The 20,790-nt window shown below is 72.4% G+C and carries 15 protein-coding genes; 8 read left to right on the forward strand and 7 right to left on the reverse strand.

Translation table 11 applies throughout. The features are described from left to right. Positions 1-46: 46 nt before the first annotated feature. The 4 genes from ABEA93_RS10470 to ABEA93_RS10485 form a co-directional block, all read right to left on the reverse strand. Positions 47-1,303, reverse strand: coding sequence for a DUF58 domain-containing protein (locus tag ABEA93_RS10470; protein WP_345675111.1), 1,257 nt, complete (start codon positions 1,301-1,303; stop codon positions 47-49). Then, a complete protein-coding gene (locus tag ABEA93_RS10475) occupies positions 1,293-2,324 on the reverse strand; it encodes an AAA family ATPase (RefSeq protein ID WP_345675112.1) in 1,032 nt (343 codons plus the stop codon). The genes ABEA93_RS10470 and ABEA93_RS10475 overlap by 11 nt, the downstream gene beginning before the upstream one ends. Before the next feature lie 32 nt (positions 2,325-2,356). Continuing rightward, on the reverse strand, positions 2,357-4,867 hold the full coding sequence (locus ABEA93_RS10480) for a hypothetical protein (RefSeq protein WP_345675113.1): 2,511 nt from the start codon (positions 4,865-4,867) through the stop codon (positions 2,357-2,359). Positions 4,868-5,176: 309 nt separating this feature from the next. Next, on the reverse strand, positions 5,177-6,142 hold the full coding sequence (locus ABEA93_RS10485; protein WP_345675114.1) for a LysR family transcriptional regulator: 966 nt from the start codon (positions 6,140-6,142) through the stop codon (positions 5,177-5,179). Positions 6,143-6,265: 123 nt separating this feature from the next. Here ABEA93_RS10485 and ABEA93_RS10490 point away from each other — a divergent pair, with 123 nt between their 5' ends. The 4 genes from ABEA93_RS10490 (at position 6,266) to ABEA93_RS10505 (ending at position 12,110) form a co-directional block, all read left to right on the forward strand. Further along, the gene (locus ABEA93_RS10490; protein ID WP_345675115.1) at positions 6,266-7,186 is read left to right on the forward strand and encodes a zinc-binding dehydrogenase; all 921 of its coding nucleotides are present in this window, start codon (positions 6,266-6,268) and stop codon (positions 7,184-7,186) included. 38 nt (positions 7,187-7,224) lie between these two features. Then, entirely contained in the window at positions 7,225-7,641 is a 417-nt protein-coding gene (locus tag ABEA93_RS10495) for a nuclear transport factor 2 family protein (protein WP_345675116.1), read from the forward strand. Positions 7,642-7,692: 51 nt separating this feature from the next. After that, entirely contained in the window at positions 7,693-8,757 is a 1,065-nt protein-coding gene (locus ABEA93_RS10500; protein WP_345675117.1) for an alpha/beta hydrolase family protein, read from the forward strand. 881 nt (positions 8,758-9,638) lie between these two features. Then, entirely contained in the window at positions 9,639-12,110 is a 2,472-nt protein-coding gene (locus tag ABEA93_RS10505) for a Tex family protein (RefSeq protein WP_345675118.1), read from the forward strand. Positions 12,111-12,672: 562 nt separating this feature from the next. Here the strand turns inward: ABEA93_RS10505 and ABEA93_RS10510 are convergent. Both ABEA93_RS10510 and ABEA93_RS10515 read right to left on the reverse strand, forming a co-directional pair. After that, entirely contained in the window at positions 12,673-15,126 is a 2,454-nt protein-coding gene (locus ABEA93_RS10510; RefSeq protein ID WP_345675119.1) for a GcvT family protein, read from the reverse strand. Next, on the reverse strand, positions 15,123-15,902 hold the full coding sequence (locus tag ABEA93_RS10515) for a GntR family transcriptional regulator (RefSeq protein WP_345675120.1): 780 nt from the start codon (positions 15,900-15,902) through the stop codon (positions 15,123-15,125). The genes ABEA93_RS10510 and ABEA93_RS10515 overlap by 4 nt, the downstream gene beginning before the upstream one ends. A 232-nt stretch (positions 15,903-16,134) precedes the next feature. On the opposite strand from ABEA93_RS10515, the gene ABEA93_RS10520 reads away from it, so the two are divergent. Together ABEA93_RS10520 and ABEA93_RS10525 are read left to right on the forward strand one after the other, a co-directional pair. Continuing rightward, on the forward strand, positions 16,135-17,169 hold the full coding sequence (locus tag ABEA93_RS10520; RefSeq protein ID WP_345675121.1) for a phosphotransferase: 1,035 nt from the start codon (positions 16,135-16,137) through the stop codon (positions 17,167-17,169). A 48-nt stretch (positions 17,170-17,217) separates the two neighbouring features. Then, complete coding sequence (locus ABEA93_RS10525; protein ID WP_345675122.1) at positions 17,218-18,774, forward strand: amino acid permease; 1,557 nt, start codon at positions 17,218-17,220, stop codon at positions 18,772-18,774. Between the two features lie 58 nt (positions 18,775-18,832). On the opposite strand, the gene ABEA93_RS10530 is transcribed toward ABEA93_RS10525, so the two are convergent. Beyond that, positions 18,833-19,621, reverse strand: a complete 789-nt coding sequence (locus ABEA93_RS10530) for a hypothetical protein (RefSeq protein ID WP_345675123.1) — start codon at positions 19,619-19,621, stop codon at positions 18,833-18,835. A gap of 89 nt (positions 19,622-19,710) precedes the next feature. On the opposite strand from ABEA93_RS10530, the gene ABEA93_RS10535 reads away from it, so the two are divergent. After that, on the forward strand, positions 19,711-20,310 hold the full coding sequence (locus tag ABEA93_RS10535) for a TetR/AcrR family transcriptional regulator (RefSeq protein WP_345675124.1): 600 nt from the start codon (positions 19,711-19,713) through the stop codon (positions 20,308-20,310). Next, the gene (locus ABEA93_RS10540; RefSeq protein ID WP_345675125.1) at positions 20,307-20,672 is read left to right on the forward strand and encodes a hypothetical protein; all 366 of its coding nucleotides are present in this window, start codon (positions 20,307-20,309) and stop codon (positions 20,670-20,672) included. The genes ABEA93_RS10535 and ABEA93_RS10540 overlap by 4 nt, the downstream gene beginning before the upstream one ends. Positions 20,673-20,790 lie beyond the last annotated feature (118 nt).

Consider the following 20,790-nt stretch of genomic DNA (forward strand, 5'->3'; position numbering starts at 1 on the left):
GGGACAACGGACGCGGCCGGCCCCAGCCCCCGTGGGCGAAGCCCGCTCACCGCGCCGCCTCCCGCTGCCACACCGTGACCAGCACCTCGGCACTCGCCGCGTACACATACGGTGTCCCGGGCGGCAGCACCGACGCCGGCTCGTCGGCGGCGGCAGCCGCCGCACCGCCGACCCGGACCACCAGCACTCGCTCGAACCGTCCCGACACCTTGGCCAGCCCACCGAACCCCGCGGTATCGCCAGTGCCCGTCACCACGACCAACGTGCCGTCGGCCCGCGACCGGTCGAGTTCGTCGAAGACGTCGGCCACCGACGTGCCCTCCGACACCGCGACCAAGGCCAAGACGTCCAGGAGTTCGTCCCCGGCCGACCCCCGCGCCGAGTCGGCCAACGCGATCCCGCCCTCCGTGAGCAGCCGCAGCGGGAAGCGGTGCAGCAGCGCCGCGCAGCACACCGACGCCGCCGCCTCGACGGCGAGTTCGAAGGCGTCGGCGGCGCGCTCGGGCAGGCCCGGATAGGCGGCGCCGCGTGTGTCCAGGACGACCGTCGTCCGCGGCATGCTGACGTCCACCATCTGCCGCACCATCAGTTCGCCGGTGCGTGCGGTGGAGCGCCAGTGGATGCGGCGCAGGTCGTCGCCCATGACGTACGCGCGCAGGGTGTGGAACGTCTGGCTGCCGCCGTCGGCCGACGCCGAGTTGGGGCCCTCGATGTGGTGGGCGCGGCCGGACGCGAGCAGCGGCAGGGGGTGCACGCGGGGGCGTACGAGGACGGCAGTGTCGTCCGCGCACCGGCGTGCGCGCCGGGCCAGACCGGCCGGGTCCGCACGCACGGCGTGCAGCGGCCCGACGGCAAGTCGCCCGCGTCGCCCGGTGGGCAGCGGATAGCGGGTCACCGCCGCGGCATGCGGGGCGGCGTCGGCGACGGACACCGCGACCGGGCGCCCGTCGCACGCATCCTCGAGATCGACCCGGCGAGCACCACGGCGACCGCGCACTGTCACCGTGACGACGGCCTCCGCCCGGTCGCCGCGCGTGACCCGCGCCGGGGCCACCGTGCGCGCGGCGTCGACGCGGAGCGGCGGCAAGACCCACGCGACCCCGCCGAGCACGGCGAGCAGTCCGCCGCCCCCGAGCACCGCCGCTTCCGGGTACCCCAGCGGCCAAGACAGCGCGAGCAGCAGCACGGACACGGCAAGCACGCGGGTCCCGACAGGAGTCGGCAGCCACCAGCCGTCGGCACCAAGCCGACGCGCCGGAACCGGACCGCGCCGCTTGCGGAGCCCCGCCGGATCACGCGCCATTGGCCGACGATCCGTTCCCGCCCGCCGTCGGCTGCGGCACCGCCACCCGCGCGAGCACCTCGGCGATCAGATCGGCCGCGGTCACCCCGGCCAGCTCCGACTCCGGGGCGAGCACCAGCCGGTGCGCGAGGACGGGTCCGGCGAGCGCCTTGACGTCCTCGGGGAGCGCGTACGCCCGCCCCCGTGCCCCGGCGCGCACGCGGGCGGCCCGGACCAGCGCCACGCTCCCGCGCGGACCGGCACCGAGCCGAATGCCGGGCAGTTCACGGGTCGCCGCGGCCACACGGACCGCGTAGTCGACGACGGGCGGCGGCACCCGCACCCGCTCGCGCACCACCTGCGCGAACTCGGCGACGTGCTGAGCCGTGGCGATGGTCGGCAGCGCCGCGATCGCGGGCCCGACCGCCGTGCCGCCCGCGACCTCCACCTCGGACGCGTGGTCGGGGTAGCCGACGGTCACCCGCATCATGAACCGGTCGAGCTGGGCTTCCGGCAACGGATAGGTGCCGGCCATCTCGACCGGGTTCTGCGTCGCGAACACCAGGAACGGTCGCGGGACTTCGTGCGTCACCGCATCGACCGACACCTGCCCTTCCTCCATGACTTCGAGCAGCGCCGACTGCGTCTTGGGCGACGCCCGGTTGATCTCGTCGCCTATCACGACGTTCGCGAACACCGGACCGGGCAGGAACTCGAACCGCCCCGAGTCCTGCCGGAACACCGACACGCCGGTGATGTCCGACGGCAGCAGGTCGGGCGTGAACTGCACGCGGTGGCACGTCCCGTCGAGCGACGCGGCCAAGGCGCGCGCCAGTGTGGTCTTGCCGGTGCCGGGCACGTCCACGACCAGGACGTGGCCTTCCGCGAACAGGCAGATCAGCGCCAGCTCGACGACCTCGTGCTTGCCCTTGAGCACGCGTTCGATGTTGTCGGCGAGAGCCGTGAAGCATGCGGTGAAGAGCTTGAGCGCCGCACCGGGAGCGGACTGCGTGCCGGGGGTTTCGAGGGAAGCCGTGGTCACGGTGGGGACTCCTGTGCGGGGGTGGGGACGCTTCAGACGCCGGGGACCGCCGGGCGCACGGGCGGCTGCCGACCCGGCGCGGCCGCCGCGCCGGACGACGGTGCGGGACTGCCGCGTTGTCCGGTGCCCTGGCCCTTCGGCGGCGCGGTCAGGTCGAGGGACGCGTTGCCCGCCGGCCCGGAGCCGGCCGCGTTGGCCGCGGTGACGGTGACCGGGTACTTCTTCCCGTCGGCCAGCCCGGTGACGGCGAACGTCGTGGCGCCGGTCTGCTGGTCGGCTCCGCCGCCGACCTTGACCGTGTACCAGACCTTGCTCGCGCCGTGCGCCGCCGCGGCCGTCCAGCCGAGTGTGCCGCCGTCGCCCTTCGCGGACGGCGTCGCGGTCACGGTGCCGACGGATCCGGGCGCGGTGCACGGACGGACGGGCGTCGATGCGGTGGAGGTCTCCGAGGCGCCGCCGTCGTAGTGCGCGACGACCTTGTACGCGTACTCCTTGTCGCACGAGCCGCCCGACACGGTGAACTGCAAGCGCTCGCCGGGCGCGATCGTGGACGGCGAAACCGCCTGTCCGGAACCGAGGTCGGTCAGCGTGTACCCGGTCGGCGTCGCGCCGGACGCGGGCGGGAACGTGAGGACGACGCGACCCGGCCCGGACGTCGCCTCCGGTGCGCCGGGCGGCGTCTGCGGGAGCGTGGGCGGGGCCGTCGGCGGTTCCGGGGTGGCCGGGATCGTGGTCGGCGGTGCGGTACTGGTCGCAGGAGCCGTGGTGGCGGGCGGAGCGGTCGCCGGGATCTCGGTGGTCGCGGTCGGTGTCGGTGTCGGTGTCGGTGTCGGTGTCGGTGTCGGGACGACCGGACCGCGCCCGGGCGGCAGCGCGGTGCGTGTCGGACCGGGGTAAGCAGTCCTGTCCGGACGACCGTTGCCGTTGCCGGTGCCCGTGCCGCCGCCCACCGGCCCGGGCACCACCGGATCCGGCAGGACCGGCACCGAGCCGCTCCGGTCCGGTCCGACCGTCACCGGCGGTTCCGGCCGCTGGTTGCCGGGCTCGTTGCCCCCGGACGGTGGGGCGGACGACTGCGGCGCGGGGCCGGGCCCGACGGGGCCGTTGACGTAGCCGTTCCTGCCGTTGTTGCCATTGTTGCCATTGTTGCCATTGTTGCCGCCGACTCCGATGCCGCCGGCCGCCGGTTCCTCTCCCGGCGGCACCTTCCAGTCCACGGTGTTCCGGCCCGGCAGGTCGCTCGCGGCGACGCCCGCACCCGCGGGCGAGTCCGCCGCGTACTTGCCCACCGGATGCGCGACTCCCGACGCGTCGATGACCGCGGCGGCCGAGCTGTTCTGGTCGTTGACCCACAGCATGCCGTCGCGCACGAACGAGTCCAGGGGGCCCGGCTTGCCGGTGACCGCGATCTGCGGGTCGAACTGGGCCTTGGCGGTGTCGTACACGATGACGTTGCCGTGCCCGCGGTCCGGGATGTAGACGCGCCCGCCGAGCACTTGCGGCGGAGCGTACGACCCGGCCGCCGCGCCGATGCCCAGCGACACCGCGGTCACCGACCCCTTGTCCAGGTCGACCAGCACCAGCGTGCCGGTGTCCCCCGCGAGCACCGGGACGACCGCGCCCGGCGTGGTCTCCGGTGTCAGCACGCGTGTCCCGTCGCCCTGGCCGAAGACCGTCGGCAGCGTGACCTGCCGGGTCGGACCGCCCGCCGTCACCACGGTGACGGTGCCCGCCCGCGGGTCGGTGACGACCGGCCGGTCGCCCGCCAACGTCAACCGCAGCGGACTGCCCGGCGCGGCCACCGCCACCGGCACGCCCGGCACCGCGCCGCCGACCGGCACGATCTGCCCCTTGCCGGGCAGAGGCACCCACAACGTCCCGCGCGAGTCGGACTGCGCCCGGCCGACGGGCTTGTCGCCGAGGTCGAGGGCAGCGGAAATCGGTTGGAGGTCGAGCGGGTTGATCTGCCGTACGCCGCCCTGTGCTTCGTCGACGAGCCAGCTGCTGCCGCCGCCGCTCACCAGGCGCAGCCCGGGCGTGCCGTAGTCGTAGCGGTACGGCACGGACAGCTGCGCGGGGTCGATCCGCGACACGACGCCGGTGGTCTGGTCGACGACGAGGATGCTGGTGCCGTCTTCGGCGACCTGGATCGGATGCCCCTGCGTACCGGGCAACGGGACCCGTCCGTCGGTGCGGCCGGTCGGCCCGTTGACGTGCGACGCGCTGCCGTTGCCGGAACTGGGCAGCCAGGCGCCCAGGTTGCCGAGCTTGGGCAGCGCGTCGGCAGCGCCGAGGCCGACGACGACGGAAGCGGCGATCAGCACGGCGACGAGCCCGAGGGCGACATAGCCGATCGCCCGGTCGCCGCGACGGGTGAGGACGGCGGCCGCGCGGCGTATGCGCGAGGGGTTTCCGTCATCGGACTTGGCGGCCTCGGCGGTCTTTCCCGACGCGGCGGGCACCGCGGACTTCTTCGGTTTCTCCGTCTTGGCGAGCGCACCCTTGGCCGGCGCACCCTTGGCCGGCGCCCCTTCGGCGAGCACCCCGGATGTCTCCGGCTCACCGAGCCGATGCGGCCGAAAGCCTGGCCCGTCTCCACCCATGGCGCGCCGCCACCCCCGCGTTCGTACCCCCGCCGTCCCCGAATCCCGTTGCCGTGTCCGCGAATTCCGCTATCCGGAAGGCGCCGATCCACCGGGACTTTCGGAACGCTACCCGCGCTTTCCGGAAGATCCAGTCCCCGAACAGCCACAACGCGCAGCTTTCCCCAACCCGTCGTCCCGCGTTCACCGGGACGTCACCGCCGCCTCGGGAAGCCGCCGAACCCGGCACGTGTCACCGGCGCAAGGCCTTTATCCGACACCGTCCAGCGCTTCGATGTCCGGCAGCCAGTCGCGGTCCGGGTCGTACTCCAGCCAGCGGCGGCGCGCCCCGTGCTCGGCGAACGCAGCCAGCACGTCGCCCAGTTGCGGATGCGGATCGGCTTCCCGCCACAGCAGCGACCAGGCGTACAACGGCGTCGGACCGGCGAGCGGCACCGCCCGGACGCCCGGCACGTCGGGCAGCGGGACGTCGGCCGGGAGCAGCGTGAAGCAGTCCGGGTGGTCGCGCACGTGCTCGATGCTGTGGGCCAAGCCCAGGTTGGCGCCGGCCTCGGTCCGGGCGATGCCGAAGCGGTCGGCGAACTTGCGCAGGAAGTCCAGGCGTTCCAGGGATGCCGGGCACCACATGACGCCGTCCGCCAAGTCGCCCGGGCGCAGGACGTCGGCGGCGGCCAGCGGGTGCCCGACGGCGAGCAGCACGTCCACGGGTTCCAGGCGGGCCAGGCGGTGCGCGAGCCCCGCGAAGCGGCGGCCGGGGATCGGGTGCACCCGGCCGAACCCGAGGTCGGTGTCCCCGCGCAGCAACGCGTCGGCCACGCCCGGCAGGTCGCGGCCGGAGCCGGGCTCCACCGCCACGCCCGGCAGCGCGTCGACGACGTGGGCGACGGTGCGCATCGGGGCGTACAGGTGTCCCCACACGTCGAGGCGCAGCGGGCGGGTCTCGGTGTCCCGCGCGGCGGCGACGAATTCACCCGCCGCGGTGAGCAGCCGGGCCGCCGGACCGGTCAGCGCCTCTCCGGCCGCGGTCAAGGACACCGCGGAGGCACCCCGGTCGAACAGCACCGCGCCCAGTTCGCCTTCCAGGCGGGCGATTCGCTTGGACAGCGCCTGCTGGGTGATGCCGAGAACCTCCGCCGCCCGCCCGAAGTGCAGCAGTTCCGCGGTGACCGCGAACGCCCGCACGCGTGCCAGATCGAGATCAGGACCCGGATGCACACCCACCTCCACCAGTGCCGACAACCTTCGGTTGTCGACCCTAGCCCGTGGTTGTTGGACCGGCTCCGGCGCCCCGCGGTGAGCTTGGCACGTCACCGGAACAACGGCACCGAGGAGCCCCCGATGCGCGCCCAGATCCCCACCGGAAATCGCGACATTCCCGTCGAGTTCGGCACCCGGGCCCAGCCTGTGCCCGGCCCGGACGAGGTGCTGGTCAAGGTCGGCGCCTACTCGGTCAACCGCGGCGAGACGTTCCAGCTGGAGAACCCGGCGCCGGGCCTGGTGCCCGGCAAGGACATCGCGGGCCTGGTGGTGCAGGCCGCCCGGGACGGTTCCGGACCGCCCGTCGGGCGGCGCGTCGTCGGCCACCCGCCGTCCGGCGGCTGGGCCGAGTACGCCGTGGTGCCCGCCGACGCGCTCGCCGAGATCCCCGACGGGGTGTGCGTGACGCAGGCCGCCGCGCTCCCCTTGGCCGGCCTCACCGCGCTCACCTTGCTGCGGGCCGCCGGGCCGCTGATCGGGCGGCGGCTGCTGATCACCGGCGCGTCCGGGGGTGTCGGGCACTACGTCACCGAGCTGGCCGCGGGCGCGGGCGCCGAGGTCACCGTCGTGACCGCCGATGCGGAACGCGGTGCGCGGCTGGCGGAGTTGGGTGCTGCCGCGGTCGTGCACGACGTCGCCGACGCGGTCGGCCCGTTCGACGTGGTGATGGAGTCGACCGGGGGCACCGCCCTGCCGGTCGCGCTGGGCAAGCTCGCGCGCCGCGGCACGCTCCTGTGGTTCGGGCAGGCGAGCCGGACGCCTCCGACCGTCGACTTCTTCGACTTCTTCGCGGGCCCGGTGTCCGCGACCGTCAAGCATGTCGGCTACGCCGACCACGACGGCCCGGTCGGCCCCGACCTCGCCACCCTGGTGCGGCTCGTCGCGGAAGGGCGTCTGCACCCCGAGATCGGCCGCGTCGCCGATTGGACGCACACCGCCGAGACCCTGACCGACCTCCGCGACCGCCGCATCCGCGGCAAGGCCGTCCTCACCGTCGGCTGACCGCACCCCTCATCCCGAACTCCAGGAAAGGACCTGCCATGTCCCCCAAGGACGTTGTCATCCGCTACGTCGAAGCCGTCCGTACCGGCGATCTCGCGGTTATCCGCGACAGCTTCGCCGCCGACGCCACGTGGGAGTACCCGGGCGAAACGCCGTGGTCGAAGGTGTGGGCCGGGCGCGACGCCATCGTCGACGACTTCCTCGGCGGCGCCGGTGCGCGGTTCGTCCCCGGGTCGATGGTGATCGCCCTGGTGAACGTCCTCGCCGACGGCGACCAGGTCGTCGCCGAGTGGACGTCCGACGCGGTCACCGTCGACGGCACGGAGTACCACAACCGCTGCCTGGGCGTGTTCGGCGTACGGGACGGGCGGATCACGTCGGTCCGCGAGTACGCGGACACGCAGCACACGGCACGGGTGTTGTTCTCCGACCCGCTCCCGACCGACAACTCCTGACCCGACCAGATGCAACCCGACCCGACCCGACCCACGGAGCCCGCGTCCGCCATGCCCTCCTTCATCGACACCCCGGGAATCACTCCCGACTTCATCGGCCTGAACCGCTCCCGTGCCGTCGGTGCGGGGCTCGACCCCTTCGCCTATGACCGGGTCACCGCGGGCGTTCCTGATCTCCACGGCTGGCCGCCCGTGCTGGCCGAGGCAGCCCGCGCGCACCTCGCCGCGGCGCTGCGCGCCGAGGCCGACGGCCTCCGGGTCACCGCCGCCGCGGAGTTCCGCACGGCCGCGCGCTGGTTCCACATCGCCACCGTGCTGCCGCACCCGGACACCGACCTCCTCGCCGCGCTCGAAGCCGAGGCCGACGCCGCCACCGGCCGGGCCCTCGCACTCGCCGAACCGGACCGCGCCGAACGCGTCGAGGGCCCCGGGTTCGCCGGGTGGCTGCGGCGTCCGGCGGGCGTCACCACGCCGCCGGTCGTCCTCGTCGCGCCCGGACTCGACTCCTCCAAGGAGGAGTTCCACGTCCTCGCCGACGCGCTGCTGGCGCGCGGACTGGCGGTCGCCGCGTTCGACGGTCCCGGACAAGGCGTCTGCGCCGCCACGAGCGCGCCCGAACCCGCCTACCACCGCGTGGTCGGCGCCGTGCTCGACCGCCTCGCGGACGCGCCGGGCATCGACGTCGGCCGCGCGGCCCTGGTCGGTATGAGCCTCGGCGGCTACTACGCCGCCGAATCGGCCGCGCACGAGCCGCGGTTGCGGGCGGCGGTCGCGGTCAGCGGGCCGCACCACCTGACGTGGGACGAACTCCCGCCGTTCGTCACCGACACGCTCACCCGGCGCTGCGGCTCACCGGACGCCGCCCGCGCATTCGCCGCGTCGGTCGACTTGCGCGCGACCGCTGCCCAGATCCCCATCCCGCTGCTGGTCGTGGAAGGCGGCACGGACGTCACCCCGGGCGTCACCACCGCGGCCGCGGCCGCCGAAGCCGCCCCGCACGGCGAACTCCTGCTCGTCCCCCACGGCGACCACCTACTCGGCAACGCCCAAGGCGACTGGCTTCCCCACACCGCGGATTGGCTGGCCACTCGGCTGCGCGCGACGAGGGGCTCCTGACCCCGGCCGTTTCCTTCGGATCATTTGATCTTGGATGGTTGCGGACCAAGGGATCTGCAGCCGGCGTGGATCGAGCCGGGGGCGTCTTGAGGTTTCGGCGGCGGTCAAGCACCAACTCGGCTCCCGCGCCAGCAGGTTGCGCGGCGGAAAAACCGGATGCCACCGATGTGTGCCTCCTTGCCAGCCTGGCAGAGCACTCACGGCCATGAGTGCAGGGTGTGACGGAACAACGGTTGCAGCGAATGCTTGGGCCGTAACGTGCCGTGTGCCGATGAGTCTCCAGGGCGCTACCGCGTGAGGAGCTGCTTCGACGGAAGCTGTAGTCGGCCCCGACGGGGAGAGACACGGGTATCGGGGAACCATCTCAGGAACGCTTCGCCCCCGATTGTGGGAACCAAGCCCCACCATCCGCCCTCGGGTCCGGGCCGCGCCGAAAGGCTGCGGCCCGGACCCGAGGTGTTTGTGTGCCCGCGGTGCGGCAACCAGGCCGCCGCACGGCGCTGCTCGGCCTGACAAGCCGGTCGGAGCCGCGCGACCGGGGCAACCCAGCCCGACCGGCCTACCTCGGCGACCCGACCCCGACCGACCCAACCCCGACCGACCCAACCCGGCGACCATGCCTGGCCCGACCCGGCCCAGGCTTTCGCTCCCGCACCCGAAGGCTCAACCGAAGCGGCCGACTGTCCAGTTGGACCGACCCGGTCCGACCGACCCGGCCGACCCGGCGCTCGCCCTCCGCCCTGCCGCCCCCGCCGCCACCCACCCGTCCCCACCGACCCCACCCGCGCCCGACCGGGCGGACACGCGCGCCGCGGTGCGACATTCGGGGCCGAACATCGGCAGAATGCCCGGGTACCCCAGTGTGAAGGTGGTTCAGGTCCGTGGTGACATCCACACCCTCTGTACATCCCTCTGTCAACAAGAGGATCGCCGACGAACTCGGCGTACGCGAAGGACAGGTGCAGGCCGCCGTCGACCTGCTCGACGGCGGGGCCACGGTGCCCTTCATCGCGCGGTACCGCAAGGAGGTGACCGGAACCCTCGACGACACGCAGCTGCGCACGCTGGAAGAGCGCCTGCGCTACCTGCGCGAGCTGGAGGAGCGCCGCGCGGCGATCCTGGAGTCGGTCGACGCGCAGGGCAAGCTCGACGACGCGCTGCGCGCGCAGATCATGGCGGCCGACGCGAAGGCGCGCCTGGAAGACATCTATCTGCCGTACAAGCCGAAGCGCCGCACCAAGGCGCAGATCGCGCGCGAAGCGGGCCTCGAGCCGCTCGCCGACCTGCTGCTGGGCGACCCGGGGCAGGACCCGCAGGCGAGCGCGGCGGCCTACATCGACGCCGACAAGGGTGTCCCGGACGCCGGCGCGGCGCTGGAAGGCGCGCGGTCGATCCTCGTCGAGCGCTTCTCCGAGGACGCCGACCTGGTCGGCGAACTGCGCGAACGCATGTGGACGCGCGGCCGCCTGGTCGCCAAGGTCCGGGACGGCCGCGAGGAAGCCGGCGCGAAGTTCTCCGACTACTTCGACTTCTCCGAGCCGTTCACGCGCCTCCCGTCACACCGCATCCTGGCGATGTTCCGCGGCGAGAAGGAGGAGATGCTCTCGCTGACGCTGGAGCCCGAGGACGGCGACGCCGACCCGGCCGCGACCACCGACTACGAGCGCAGCATCGCCCACCGCTTCGGTATCGCCGACCGCGGCCGCCCCGCCGACCGGTGGCTCGCCGACAGCGTCCGCTGGGCGTGGCGCACCCGGTTCCTCGTGCACCTCGGCATCGACCTGCGCGGGCGGCTCCGCCAGGCCGCCGAGGACGAGGCGGTCCGGGTGTTCGCCGCGAACCTGCGCGACCTGCTGCTCGCCGCCCCGGCCGGGGCCCGCTCCACGATGGGCCTCGACCCGGGCCTGCGCACCGGCGTCAAGGTCGCCGTCGTCGACGCGACCGGCAAGGTCGTGGCGACCGACACGATCTACCCGCACGAGCCGCGGCGCCGCTGGGACGAGTCGATCGAGACGCTCGCCAAGCTCGCCGCCGCGCACAAGGTCGAGCTGATCGCGATCGGCAACGGCACCGCGTCGCGCGAGACCGACAAGCTCGCGGGCGACCTGATCAAGCGGCACGCCGACCTCGCGCTCACCAAGGTCGTGGTGTCCGAGGCGGGCGCGTCGGTGTACTCGGCGTCCGCCTACGCCGCGCAGGAACTCCCCGGCATGGACGTGTCGCTGCGCGGAGCGGTGTCGATCGCGCGCCGGCTCCAGGACCCGCTGGCCGAGCTGGTGAAGATCGACCCGAAGTCGATCGGCGTCGGCCAGTACCAGCACGACCTGTCCGAGGTGTCGCTGTCGCGTTCGCTGGACGCGGTGGTCGAGGACTGTGTGAACGGCGTCGGCGTCGACGTCAACACGGCGTCCGCGCCGCTGCTCACCCGGGTGTCCGGCATCGGCGGCGGGCTGGCCGAGAACATCGTGCAACACCGCGACGCGAATGGCCCGTTCAAGAACCGCAAGCAGCTCAAGGACGTGGCGCGGCTCGGCCCGAAGGCGTTCGAGCAGTGCGCGGGCTTCCTGCGGATCCCCGGCGGCGACGACCCGCTGGACACATCGAGCGTGCACCCCGAGGCCTACCCGGTGGCGCGCCGCATCGTGGCCGCCGCGGGCGGCGACATCACCGGTGTCATCGGCAAGGGGAATGTGCTGCGGGCTTTGCGGCCGCAGGACTTCGTGGACGACACGTTCGGCCTGCCGACGGTCACCGACATCCTCGCCGAGCTGGAGAAGCCGGGCCGCGACCCGCGTCCGGCGTTCAAGACGGCGACGTTCAAGGAAGGCGTCGAGCAGCTCACCGACCTGACGCCGGGCATGATCCTCGAGGGCGTGGTCACGAACGTGGCCGCGTTCGGCGCGTTCGTCGACGTCGGCGTGCACCAGGACGGCCTCGTACACGTCTCGGCGATGTCGGACAGCTTCGTCAAGGACCCGCGCGACGTCGTCAAGCCCGGTGACATCGTGCGCGTGAAGGTCCTCGACGTGGACATCCCGCGCAAGCGCATCTCGCTGACGCTGCGGCTGGAGGACGAGGCCGAGCGCCGCGAAAGCCGGGACAACCGGAGCGAAGGCGGCCGCACGACGCCCGGCCCGCGCCGCCCGCAGCAGGGCGAGCGCCGCCAAGGCGGCGGCGGCAACCGGCAGCAGGGCGGGGACAACCGCCGGCAGGGCGGCGGCGGACGCCGGGACGACCGCGGCGGCAACCGGCAGGGCGGCAACGCCCCGCTCGGCGGCGGCGCGCTCGCCGACGCGCTGCGCCGGGCCGGACTGGTGGACGGCGACGGCGGCCCGGGCCGCGGCCGCCGCTGACCAACGGCACGGCGGCATAGCCGCACAAGTAATCGAGGCCCCCGAACCCCCGCACTCCCGCGGGTGGTTCGGGGGCCTTGTCGTCTGCCCCGGGGGCGGGACGGGACGAGCCGCCCGCCCCGCCCCCGTCCTATGTGTTTACCGGAACTCCACAACCTCGGTGGCGTGCCCGGTTGCCTGCGTGTGCGCGCGTCCGGCGACCTGCGCCGCGTGCGCCGTGCGGTACCGCTGACGATCCCGTCCCCGATTGGCCGAGCAGGACGAGTTGTGGCACTTCCAGCCCCAAGTACTCACGGGACACCTCCGTGTGCATCGAACGGTGTACCTCTTCCTCACTCGCAGGAGTGAGATCGAGATACCGCACACCACATCAGCGGCCGGCAACTGCGTGGTAGCCGCCGCAGGCATCGCCACGGAATTCACACGGAATCGCCACCAAACCAAGAAATTCGCAATCATTTCGCGATCTTCCCCGGGGGTGGAAGCATCAAAATATCACGCTGTGCTGTCGATTGATTACGCATCGCATTCACTCGCACGTGTGTTGCGCACGGCCGGAAGTTCACCCTCGGACGCGCGCACCCGCGGGGTCGTGCAGGACCCCCGCGGCGACCTCCGCCCCGCAGGTTTCGCCGAACAACTCGATCTGCGCGCGGGTGCCGGGCTTGGCCCGGTCCGCCGGAAGGTAGGCGTAGGCGATCGAACGCTGCACGGTGTGACCGAACCCGGCGGACGTCACCCGCCCGACCACCGCGCCCTCCAGCAGCACCGGTTCGCTGCCGAGGCACACCGCCGTCGGATCGTCGAGGAGCAGGCAGGCCAGCTTGCGGCCGATCCCCTCGTCGCGCGCCCGCAGCAGCGCGTCGCGGCCGAGGAAGCCGCCGGGCTTGTCGCTCTCCCGCAGCTTGACGGCGAAGCCGAGGCCGGCTTCGTACGGATTGGTCTCCGGGGTCAGGTCGCTGCCCCAGACCCGGTAGCCCTTTTCCAGCCGCATCGACTCGATCGCCCGGTAGCCGCCGGGCGTCACCCCGGGGCGTTCCGCGAGGGTCCGCCACAGCGCGGCGCCGTACTCGGCGGAGCAGGAGAGTTCCCAGCCGAGTTCGCCGACGAAGGTGACCCGGCTCGCGCGGACGGGCACGTCTCCGACGGAGATCTCCCGGGAGGTGAGATACGGGATCGCCGCGTCGTCGATCGCGTCGGGCGTGAGCGGCCCGAGGACGGTGCGAGCGTCCGGACCCCACAGCGCGAAGCACGCGAAGGCGCCGGACACGTCCGCGATCCGCACGCTGCCGTCGCGCGGCGCGTGCTTGCGCAGCCACGCCAAGTCCCGGGTGCCGCAGGCGGTTCCGGTGTAGACGAGGAACGCGTCGGGGGCGGTGCGGGTCACCGTCACGTCGGCTTCGATGCCGCCGCGGGCGTTGAGCATCTGCGTGTAGGCGACGTCGCCGACGGCGCGGGCGACCCGGTTGGCGCAGAGCCATTCCAGCAGGTCCGCGGCGCCGGGCCCGGTCACTTCGAGCTTGGCGAACGACGACTCGTCGAAGAGCCCGGCGGCGGTCCGGGTCGCGAGGTGCTCGGCCGCGACGGCCGGGGTGTGGTCGCGGCCGGCCCAGCCGCGGGGTCGGTGCGTTTCGGTTGCGGTGGTGGCGTTGCCCGCATAGAAGTTCACGCGCTCCCATCCGGCCTTCTCGCCGAACACCGCGCCGTGCTCGGTGTGCCAGGCGAAGGCGGGCGATACGCGCAGCGGACGCCCGGCCCGGCGTTCCGCACCCGGGAACGGGATGTCGTAGTAGGTCTCGTAGTTCTCGGTGGTGCGCTTGAGCGTGTAGCCGGGCGAGCGGTAGTGCGCGGCGAAGCGGCGGATGTCCATGTGGTGCACGTCGAGGCCGGGATCTCCGTCGAGGATCCAGTCGGCCATGAGCCGCCCGATGCCGCCGGCGCCCGCGATGCCGTGCGCGCAGAATCCGGCGGCCACGAAGAAGCCGCCGACTTCGGTCTCGCCGAGGCAGAACTCGTTGTCGGGGGTGAACGCTTCGGGTCCGTTGATGAGCTTGCGCACGCCCGTGTCGGCCAGCGCCGGCACGCGGCGGACGGCGTTCTCGGTGATCTCCTCGAAGCGCGGCCAGTCTTCGGCGAGCAGACGGCCGTTGAAGTCCGCCGGTACGGCGTCGCGTTCGCCGTCCGTGAGGGCGAACGTCCGACTGGTGCGCTCGTATCCGCCCATCAGCAGGCCGTCGACCTCCTCGCGGAAGTAGACGAGGTTGTCGGGGTCGCGGAGGGTGGGCAGGTGTGTGCCGTCGCGCTCACGCACCGGGTCGGTGACCAGATATTGGTGCGACATGGGCACGAGGGGGATGCGGACGCCGACCATGCGGGCGATCTCGGCGGCGTAGATGCCTCCGCAGTCGACGACGATCTCGGCCTCGACGTCGCCTTGGTCGGTGCGGACGCGCGTCACGCGCCCGTTCTCGGTGTCGATGCCGAGGACGCGGGTGTGCGTCGCGATGGCCACTCCCCCGGCGCGGGCGCCGGCGGCGAGGGCGTAGGTGAGTTGCGAGGGGTCGACGTAGCCGTCGGTCGGCAGGTAGGCGGCAGCGCGTACGCCGTCGAGGTCGGCGAGCGGGAACAGCTCGCGGACTTCGGCCGGGGATATCTCCACCAGCGGCAGCCCCATCGTCCGGGCCCAGCCGATCTGGCGGCGTATCTCCTCCAGCCGCTCGGACGTGCAGGCCAGCCGGATGCCGCCGCATTCCACGAACCCCGGTGGCGTGTCGCCACGTTGGAGTTCGCGGTACAGCTCGGCGGAGTACATGTTCATCCGGGTCAGCGTCGGGTCGGCGCGCAGTTGGCCGACGAGGCCGGCCGAGTGAAACGTCGATCCGCTGGTGAGTTCGGCCCGGTCCACCACGAGCACATCGCGCTCGCCGCGTCGGGCGAGGTGGTACGCGACGCTGGTGCCGCCGACTCCGCCGCCGATGACGACGACGCGGGCACGGGAGGGGAGTTCGCGGTTCACGGCGCGCTTCCTTCCGTTCGGTGCGGGGCTTGCCGCGGGGTGTTCGGCGGGGTGTCGTGCGTGGTCCAGACGACGACGCGCGTGCGGTCGCCGCGAAACAGGTCGTCGGCGTGCTCGACGGGCACGCCCGCGGCGTCGTAGGCGACCCGCTCGATCGCCAAAAGCGGTGTTCCGTAGGGGACTTCCAGCAGTGCGGCGATCTCGTCGTCGGCCGCGACGGGTTCGATGCGTTCGACGGCGTGTGCGGGGGCGCGGCCGTAGCGGGTGCGCAGCAGGTCGTACACCGATCCGCCGAGGGCTTGTTCGGCGAGATCGGGGAACAGCGCGACGGGGAACCGGGATCGCTCCAACGCGATCGGCTCGCCGTCGGCGAGCCGGACCCGGGTGACGTGCACGGCCAGGTCCTCCGGGGCGATGCGCAGGGCGGCGGCCGCCCTCGGGTCGGCGGGTGCGAGGCTTACCGACAGGATCCGCGAACCGGCTTCCAGGCCTTGGCGGCGGATGTAGTCGGCGAGGCCGGTGAAGTGCCCCAGATCGCGCTCGACTTTGGGGGCCGCGACGAAGGTGCCGCCACCGCGGCCGGGGCGGCGTACGACGTAGCCGGAGCGTTCCAGGTCGTGCAGGGCGAGGCGGAGCGTCGAGCGGCTGACGCCCAACCGGTCGGCGAGTTCGCGTTCGGACGGCAGGCGGTCGCCGGGGCGGTAGCCGCCGGCCCGGATGGTGTCGGCGACACCGCGCCAGGCGCGGCCGCGCAACGAGGTGTTCTCGTCGGACATGGCGCATTGCTACCACCCGGACCCCCTTAAAGGACATACCAATTGGTGAATTGGACGGACCGAAGTTCCTTTTGACGCCCTCTTGACGCCGTTGCCCCGGACTCGCAGACTTCCGGAGCACCGCACGTCAATGCCGCGTCACCGAGCACTCCACAAGCACTCCGTGTCCGCCCCCGACTGCCCGCGATCACGTTCTGTTTCGAATGGGTTAAGGGCAACCCATTGGCCATCCGTGAGTAGCGCCGACCGCTGGGACCACGCCGTGACGGCTGCCTTCGCCGAACTCCTCGCCCGGGCCGGGCTAGACCCCGGTGCGGACGCCGACTACACCCTGCTGACCGGCGGGTTGAGCCACCGCGTGGTGCGCGTCGACGCCGGACCGCGCCGCTGGATCCTGCGGGTCCTCGATCCGGCGGTCAGCGCGGCCGGACTGGGCGTCCCGGCGCGGCAGGAGATCGCCAACACGCTGGCCGCGGCCCACTCGGGCGTGGGGGCCGCCGTCCTCGGCACGGTCGACGAACCGGCCGCTGTCGTCCTGGAGTTCGTGGACGCGCGCACCCTCGATGCGGACGGCGTCGCGGACCCGGACGCGCTCGTGCGCATCGCCGCGGCCTGCCGCCGCCTCCACACGTCCACTCCGCCGTTCGCGAACCGCTTCGACATCTTCCGCAAGACCGAGGAACTCCTGGCCCGCTGCCGGCGCCACGACCTGCCGGTGCCGGACGGCTACGCCGACCGCCTCGCCGACCTCGCCCGCATCGAACACGCCCTCTCCGCCGTGCCGTTGCCGCAGGCCCCGTGCCACAACGACCTGCTGCCCGCGAACCTGCTGGACGACGGGCGCAGCGTGCGGATCGTCGACTACCAGCTGTCCGGCATGAACGACCCGGCGTTCGACCTGGGCGACATCGCGGCGGAAGCGCAGCTCGCGGACGACTTGGTCGATCTGCTGACGGCCGCGTACTTCGGCGCGGAGACGAGCCCGCGCCTGCTGGCACGCGTGCTGCTGTACCGGATCGCGTCGGACGTGGCGTGGACGCTGTGGTTCGCCGTGCACCACGGGCTGCTGGCCGGCACGGCTGCGGCGCCGGCGTTCGACTACCACGCCGAGGCCGCGGACAAGTGGGCGCGCGCCGTCCGGGCCCTCGACGCGGACGACTTCGGCACCCTCCTCGACCGGGCCGCGGGCCGGGCCGCCGCGCCGTCCGCTCAAGGCGGCGTGCCGGACAGCCGAATCAGCAGGCAGGAAAGCGGCCGAAGAAGTTAGCCCCCGCGGTCGACGAAGTCTGCCGCCCGACCACAGCCAGGAGGTGCCATGGCGACCACCGTTCCCGAGGAAGCCCCGCATGTACCCGAGCCGCCCGTGGACGACGACGCGGCCCGGCTCGCACAACTCGGGTACAAGCAGGAGCTGTCCCGGACCTGGAGCGGGTTCTCCAACTTCGCGATCTCGTTCTCGATCATCTCCATCCTGTCCGGCTGCTTCACGACGTTCGGGCAGGCGTGGAACAACGGCGGGCCGGTCGCCATCGCGTGGGGTTGGCCGATCATCTCGGTGTTCATCCTGATCATCGGGTTCTGCATGTCCGAGCTGGTGTCGGCGTATCCGACCGCGGGCGGCATCTACTGGTGGGCGGCGAAGCTCGGGAAGCCGGTGCACGGCTGGTTCACCGGCTGGCTCAACCTGGTCGGTCTGATCGCGGTGACGGCGTCGGTCGACTACGGCTGCGCGACGTTCCTCAACATCCTCATCAAGATGTACTCGCCGGGCTGGGACGGCGACCTCAACACCGTCTTCCTGCTGTTCCTCGGGATACTGGCGGCACACGCCGTCATCAACATCTACGGCCACAAGCTGATCGCGCTGCTGCAGAACGCGTCCGTGTACTGGCACGTGTTCGGCGTACTGGTGATCATCCTGGTGCTGTTCTTCGGCCCGGACTCGCACCAGAGCGCGAAGTTCGTGTTCACCGAGCAGATCAACAACTCGGGCTTCGGCGACGGCTGGTACTGGTTCTTCATCCTGCCGCTGGGCTTCCTGCTGACCCAGTACACGATCACCGGCTTCGACGCGTGCGCCCACGTCTCCGAGGAGACCAAGGGCGCGTCGGTGTCGGCCGCCAAGGGCCTGTGGAAGTCGATCTTCTATTCGGCGATCGGCGGCTGGATCCTCCTGCTGGCGTTCCTCTTCGCCGCGAAGGACGTGGCCGCGATCAACGACGGCAGCGGCGCCATCGACGTCCTGCTGACCTCCGCCCTCAGCGCGAAGCTCGCCAAGCTGGTCATCCTGATCTCCGTCGTCGGCCAATTCCTGTGCGGCATGAGCTGCGTGACCAGCCTCTCCCGCATGGGCTACGCCTTCAGCCGCGACGGCGGCGTCCCCGGCGCCAAGCTGTGGGCCAAGGTCGACGCCAACCGCACCCCGGTCAACGCCGTCATCGGCGGCTGCGTGGTGGCCGCCCTGATCACCCTGCCCGCCCTCTACAAGAGCCCCAACGGCGCCCCGACGGCGTTCTACGCGGTCACCTCGGTCGCGGTCATCGGCCTCTACCTGGCCTTCCTGATCCCGATCTGGCTCCGCCTGCGCCAAGGCGACGCCTTCCAGACCGGGCCCTGGAACCTCGGCGCCAAGTACAAGTGGATGTGCTGGGTGGCCGTGGCGGAAATCGCCGTCATCTCCGTCTACTTCGTCCTCCCGTTCTCCCCGGCCGGCATCCCCGGCCGCAGCGAGTTCGACTGGACGGCGGTGAACTACGCCCCGATCGCGGTCGGCGGCGTCCTGATCGCCATCACGGCGTGGTGGTTCGCGGGCGCCCGCAGCTGGTTTACGGGCCCGCGGAGGACCGTGGAGGAGACTGCGAAGACGGACTGACCCAACACGCCGACGCCCCGGACCCGCGCCGCGGGCCCGGGGCGTCGGCGCGTGATCGTTACGGCAGGCGCAGGGCCTCCAGTTCGTCGTCGGTCAGCAATGCCTCGATCAGTGTGGGCGGGCCGACGACCTTGGTGCCCCACAGGTCGTAGTCCGTGCACAGGAGCCAGGAGCGGTCTTCGGGCCAGAGGTTGGACGCGCTGAAGTCGGCTTCGCTGTCGTCATAGAGGGCTGCGGCGTCCCGCAGACGTCCGGTGCGGACGTGGACGTTGTCGAAGTCCTGGCAGACGAGCGGGTTGTAGAAGGCCGAGCAGCGAGTGTCCCGGCCTGCCGGGCTGTACGCGGCGAGCACATCGATCAGCCTCAGCCAGGTCTCGCGGTCCGGGCTGCCCTCGGTGGGCGGGATGATGCCGACCGGCCAACTGCCGTTGTTCTTCACGGACGGGAAGCACCGGTGGCAGGGCAGCATTCCGCCGGGGACCACCGGATCGCCGATCCTCCGGGCGAGTTCCGCCCAGCGCAGCCGCCGCCAACCCGGGCCCGGGTGGCCGGCACGGCCGAGGCTGCCGCCGGTGGCGACGCCGACCGCGGTGAAGTCGACGTCGCCGATCATCTGCGGCCGCATCGTGCCGTCGGCCAGTGCCGTCTGCTCGCACTCGTCGTACGACACCGTGCCGGGGCCGCGCTCGTGCTCGTACATCGCGTTGAGCACCCACGCCGCGTCGGGCATCGGCGGCGCCAGGAAGCCGGTCACGCCGTCGTCGTCGCAGAGTTCCCGCAGCCACGCGACGGCGTCGGGCAGGGCGAGCGGCCAGGCGACGTCCAGGGGGCCGACGTCTTCGGACATGGACCCCATCGTGGCAGCCGCGCCGATTCCCACTGCATCCGACTGCCGGCACCTCTTGAAATTCTGACCGCCCGGTCTATGATTTGACCATGTGGTCAGAAAATGCCGGTCGACAGCTCAGCAGAACCCGTCGGGCGCGGCGTGAGGACGTCGTCGCGGCGGCGGTGGCGGTGCTGGACCGGGACGGGTTCCCCGCGGCCTCGCTGGAGGCCATCGCGGGCGAGGCCGGGACGACCAAAGGCACGGTGCTCTACCACTTCGGCTCCAAGCAGGCCGTGTACGAAGCCGTGGTCGCCGGGCTGTTCGACGCCGGCACCGAGTACATGACCGCCCGGATCCTCGCCGCCGAGGGCCACCGCGAGCGGCTGCACGTGTACATCGAGTCGAACCTGCGGTTCATCGCGGAGCACGCCCGGCACGTCAGCGCCGTGCACCGGATCGTCGAGAACTCCGGGCGCCGCGTCGAGGACGACACCGCCGTACCGGGGCTGGTCAGGATCCTGGCGGCGGGGCAAAAGGACGGCGAGTTCGGCGACTTCGACCCGGAGATCGTCGCGCTCGCGATCCGTGCCGTCATCGACGGCGCGTCGTTCCACTTCACCGCGAATCCCGGCCTGGACATCGACCACCACATCGCCGAAGCCGTCCGGCTCTTCGACCGGGCCACCGCCAAGGAGGCAGTGTCATGACCACCACCCCGGCGATCCGCCGCCTGATCGGTACGTACGCCATGCTCAGCATGCTCACCGTCGTCGCGCTCGCCGTGCTGGCCGGTGCGGACCCCGGGCAGGCCACGCCGGAGGCCTGGGTCCGCGGCGTGATCGTCGCGGGGACGTCGATGCTGACGCTCCTGTTCGCCACCCGTGCCGCGAAGGGCGACGCGCGTGCCGCGCTGCGCCTGCGGATCATCGTCGCGGTGCTGCTCGTCGCGTTCACCGGGGTGCTGTTCTTCCTCCCGCTGCCGGCCTGGATGGTCGGCGAGCAGGCCGCGTGCGCGGTGCTGCTGCTGGCGACGGCGGTGCTGATCTTCCGCCGCCCGCAAACCCGCTGACCGCACCGGCGCACCACCCCGAGGAGCCTTGCCGATTCGGCAAGGCTCCTTGCGCGTGCTCACGGAGCCGTCCATGATCGGTTGTGCGGCGTCGCGAATCGGGCGAATCCCCCCGAGG

Source organism: Yinghuangia aomiensis (assembly GCF_039542225.1).
GTDB classification, from domain to species: Bacteria; Actinomycetota; Actinomycetes; order Streptomycetales; family Streptomycetaceae; genus Yinghuangia; species Yinghuangia aomiensis.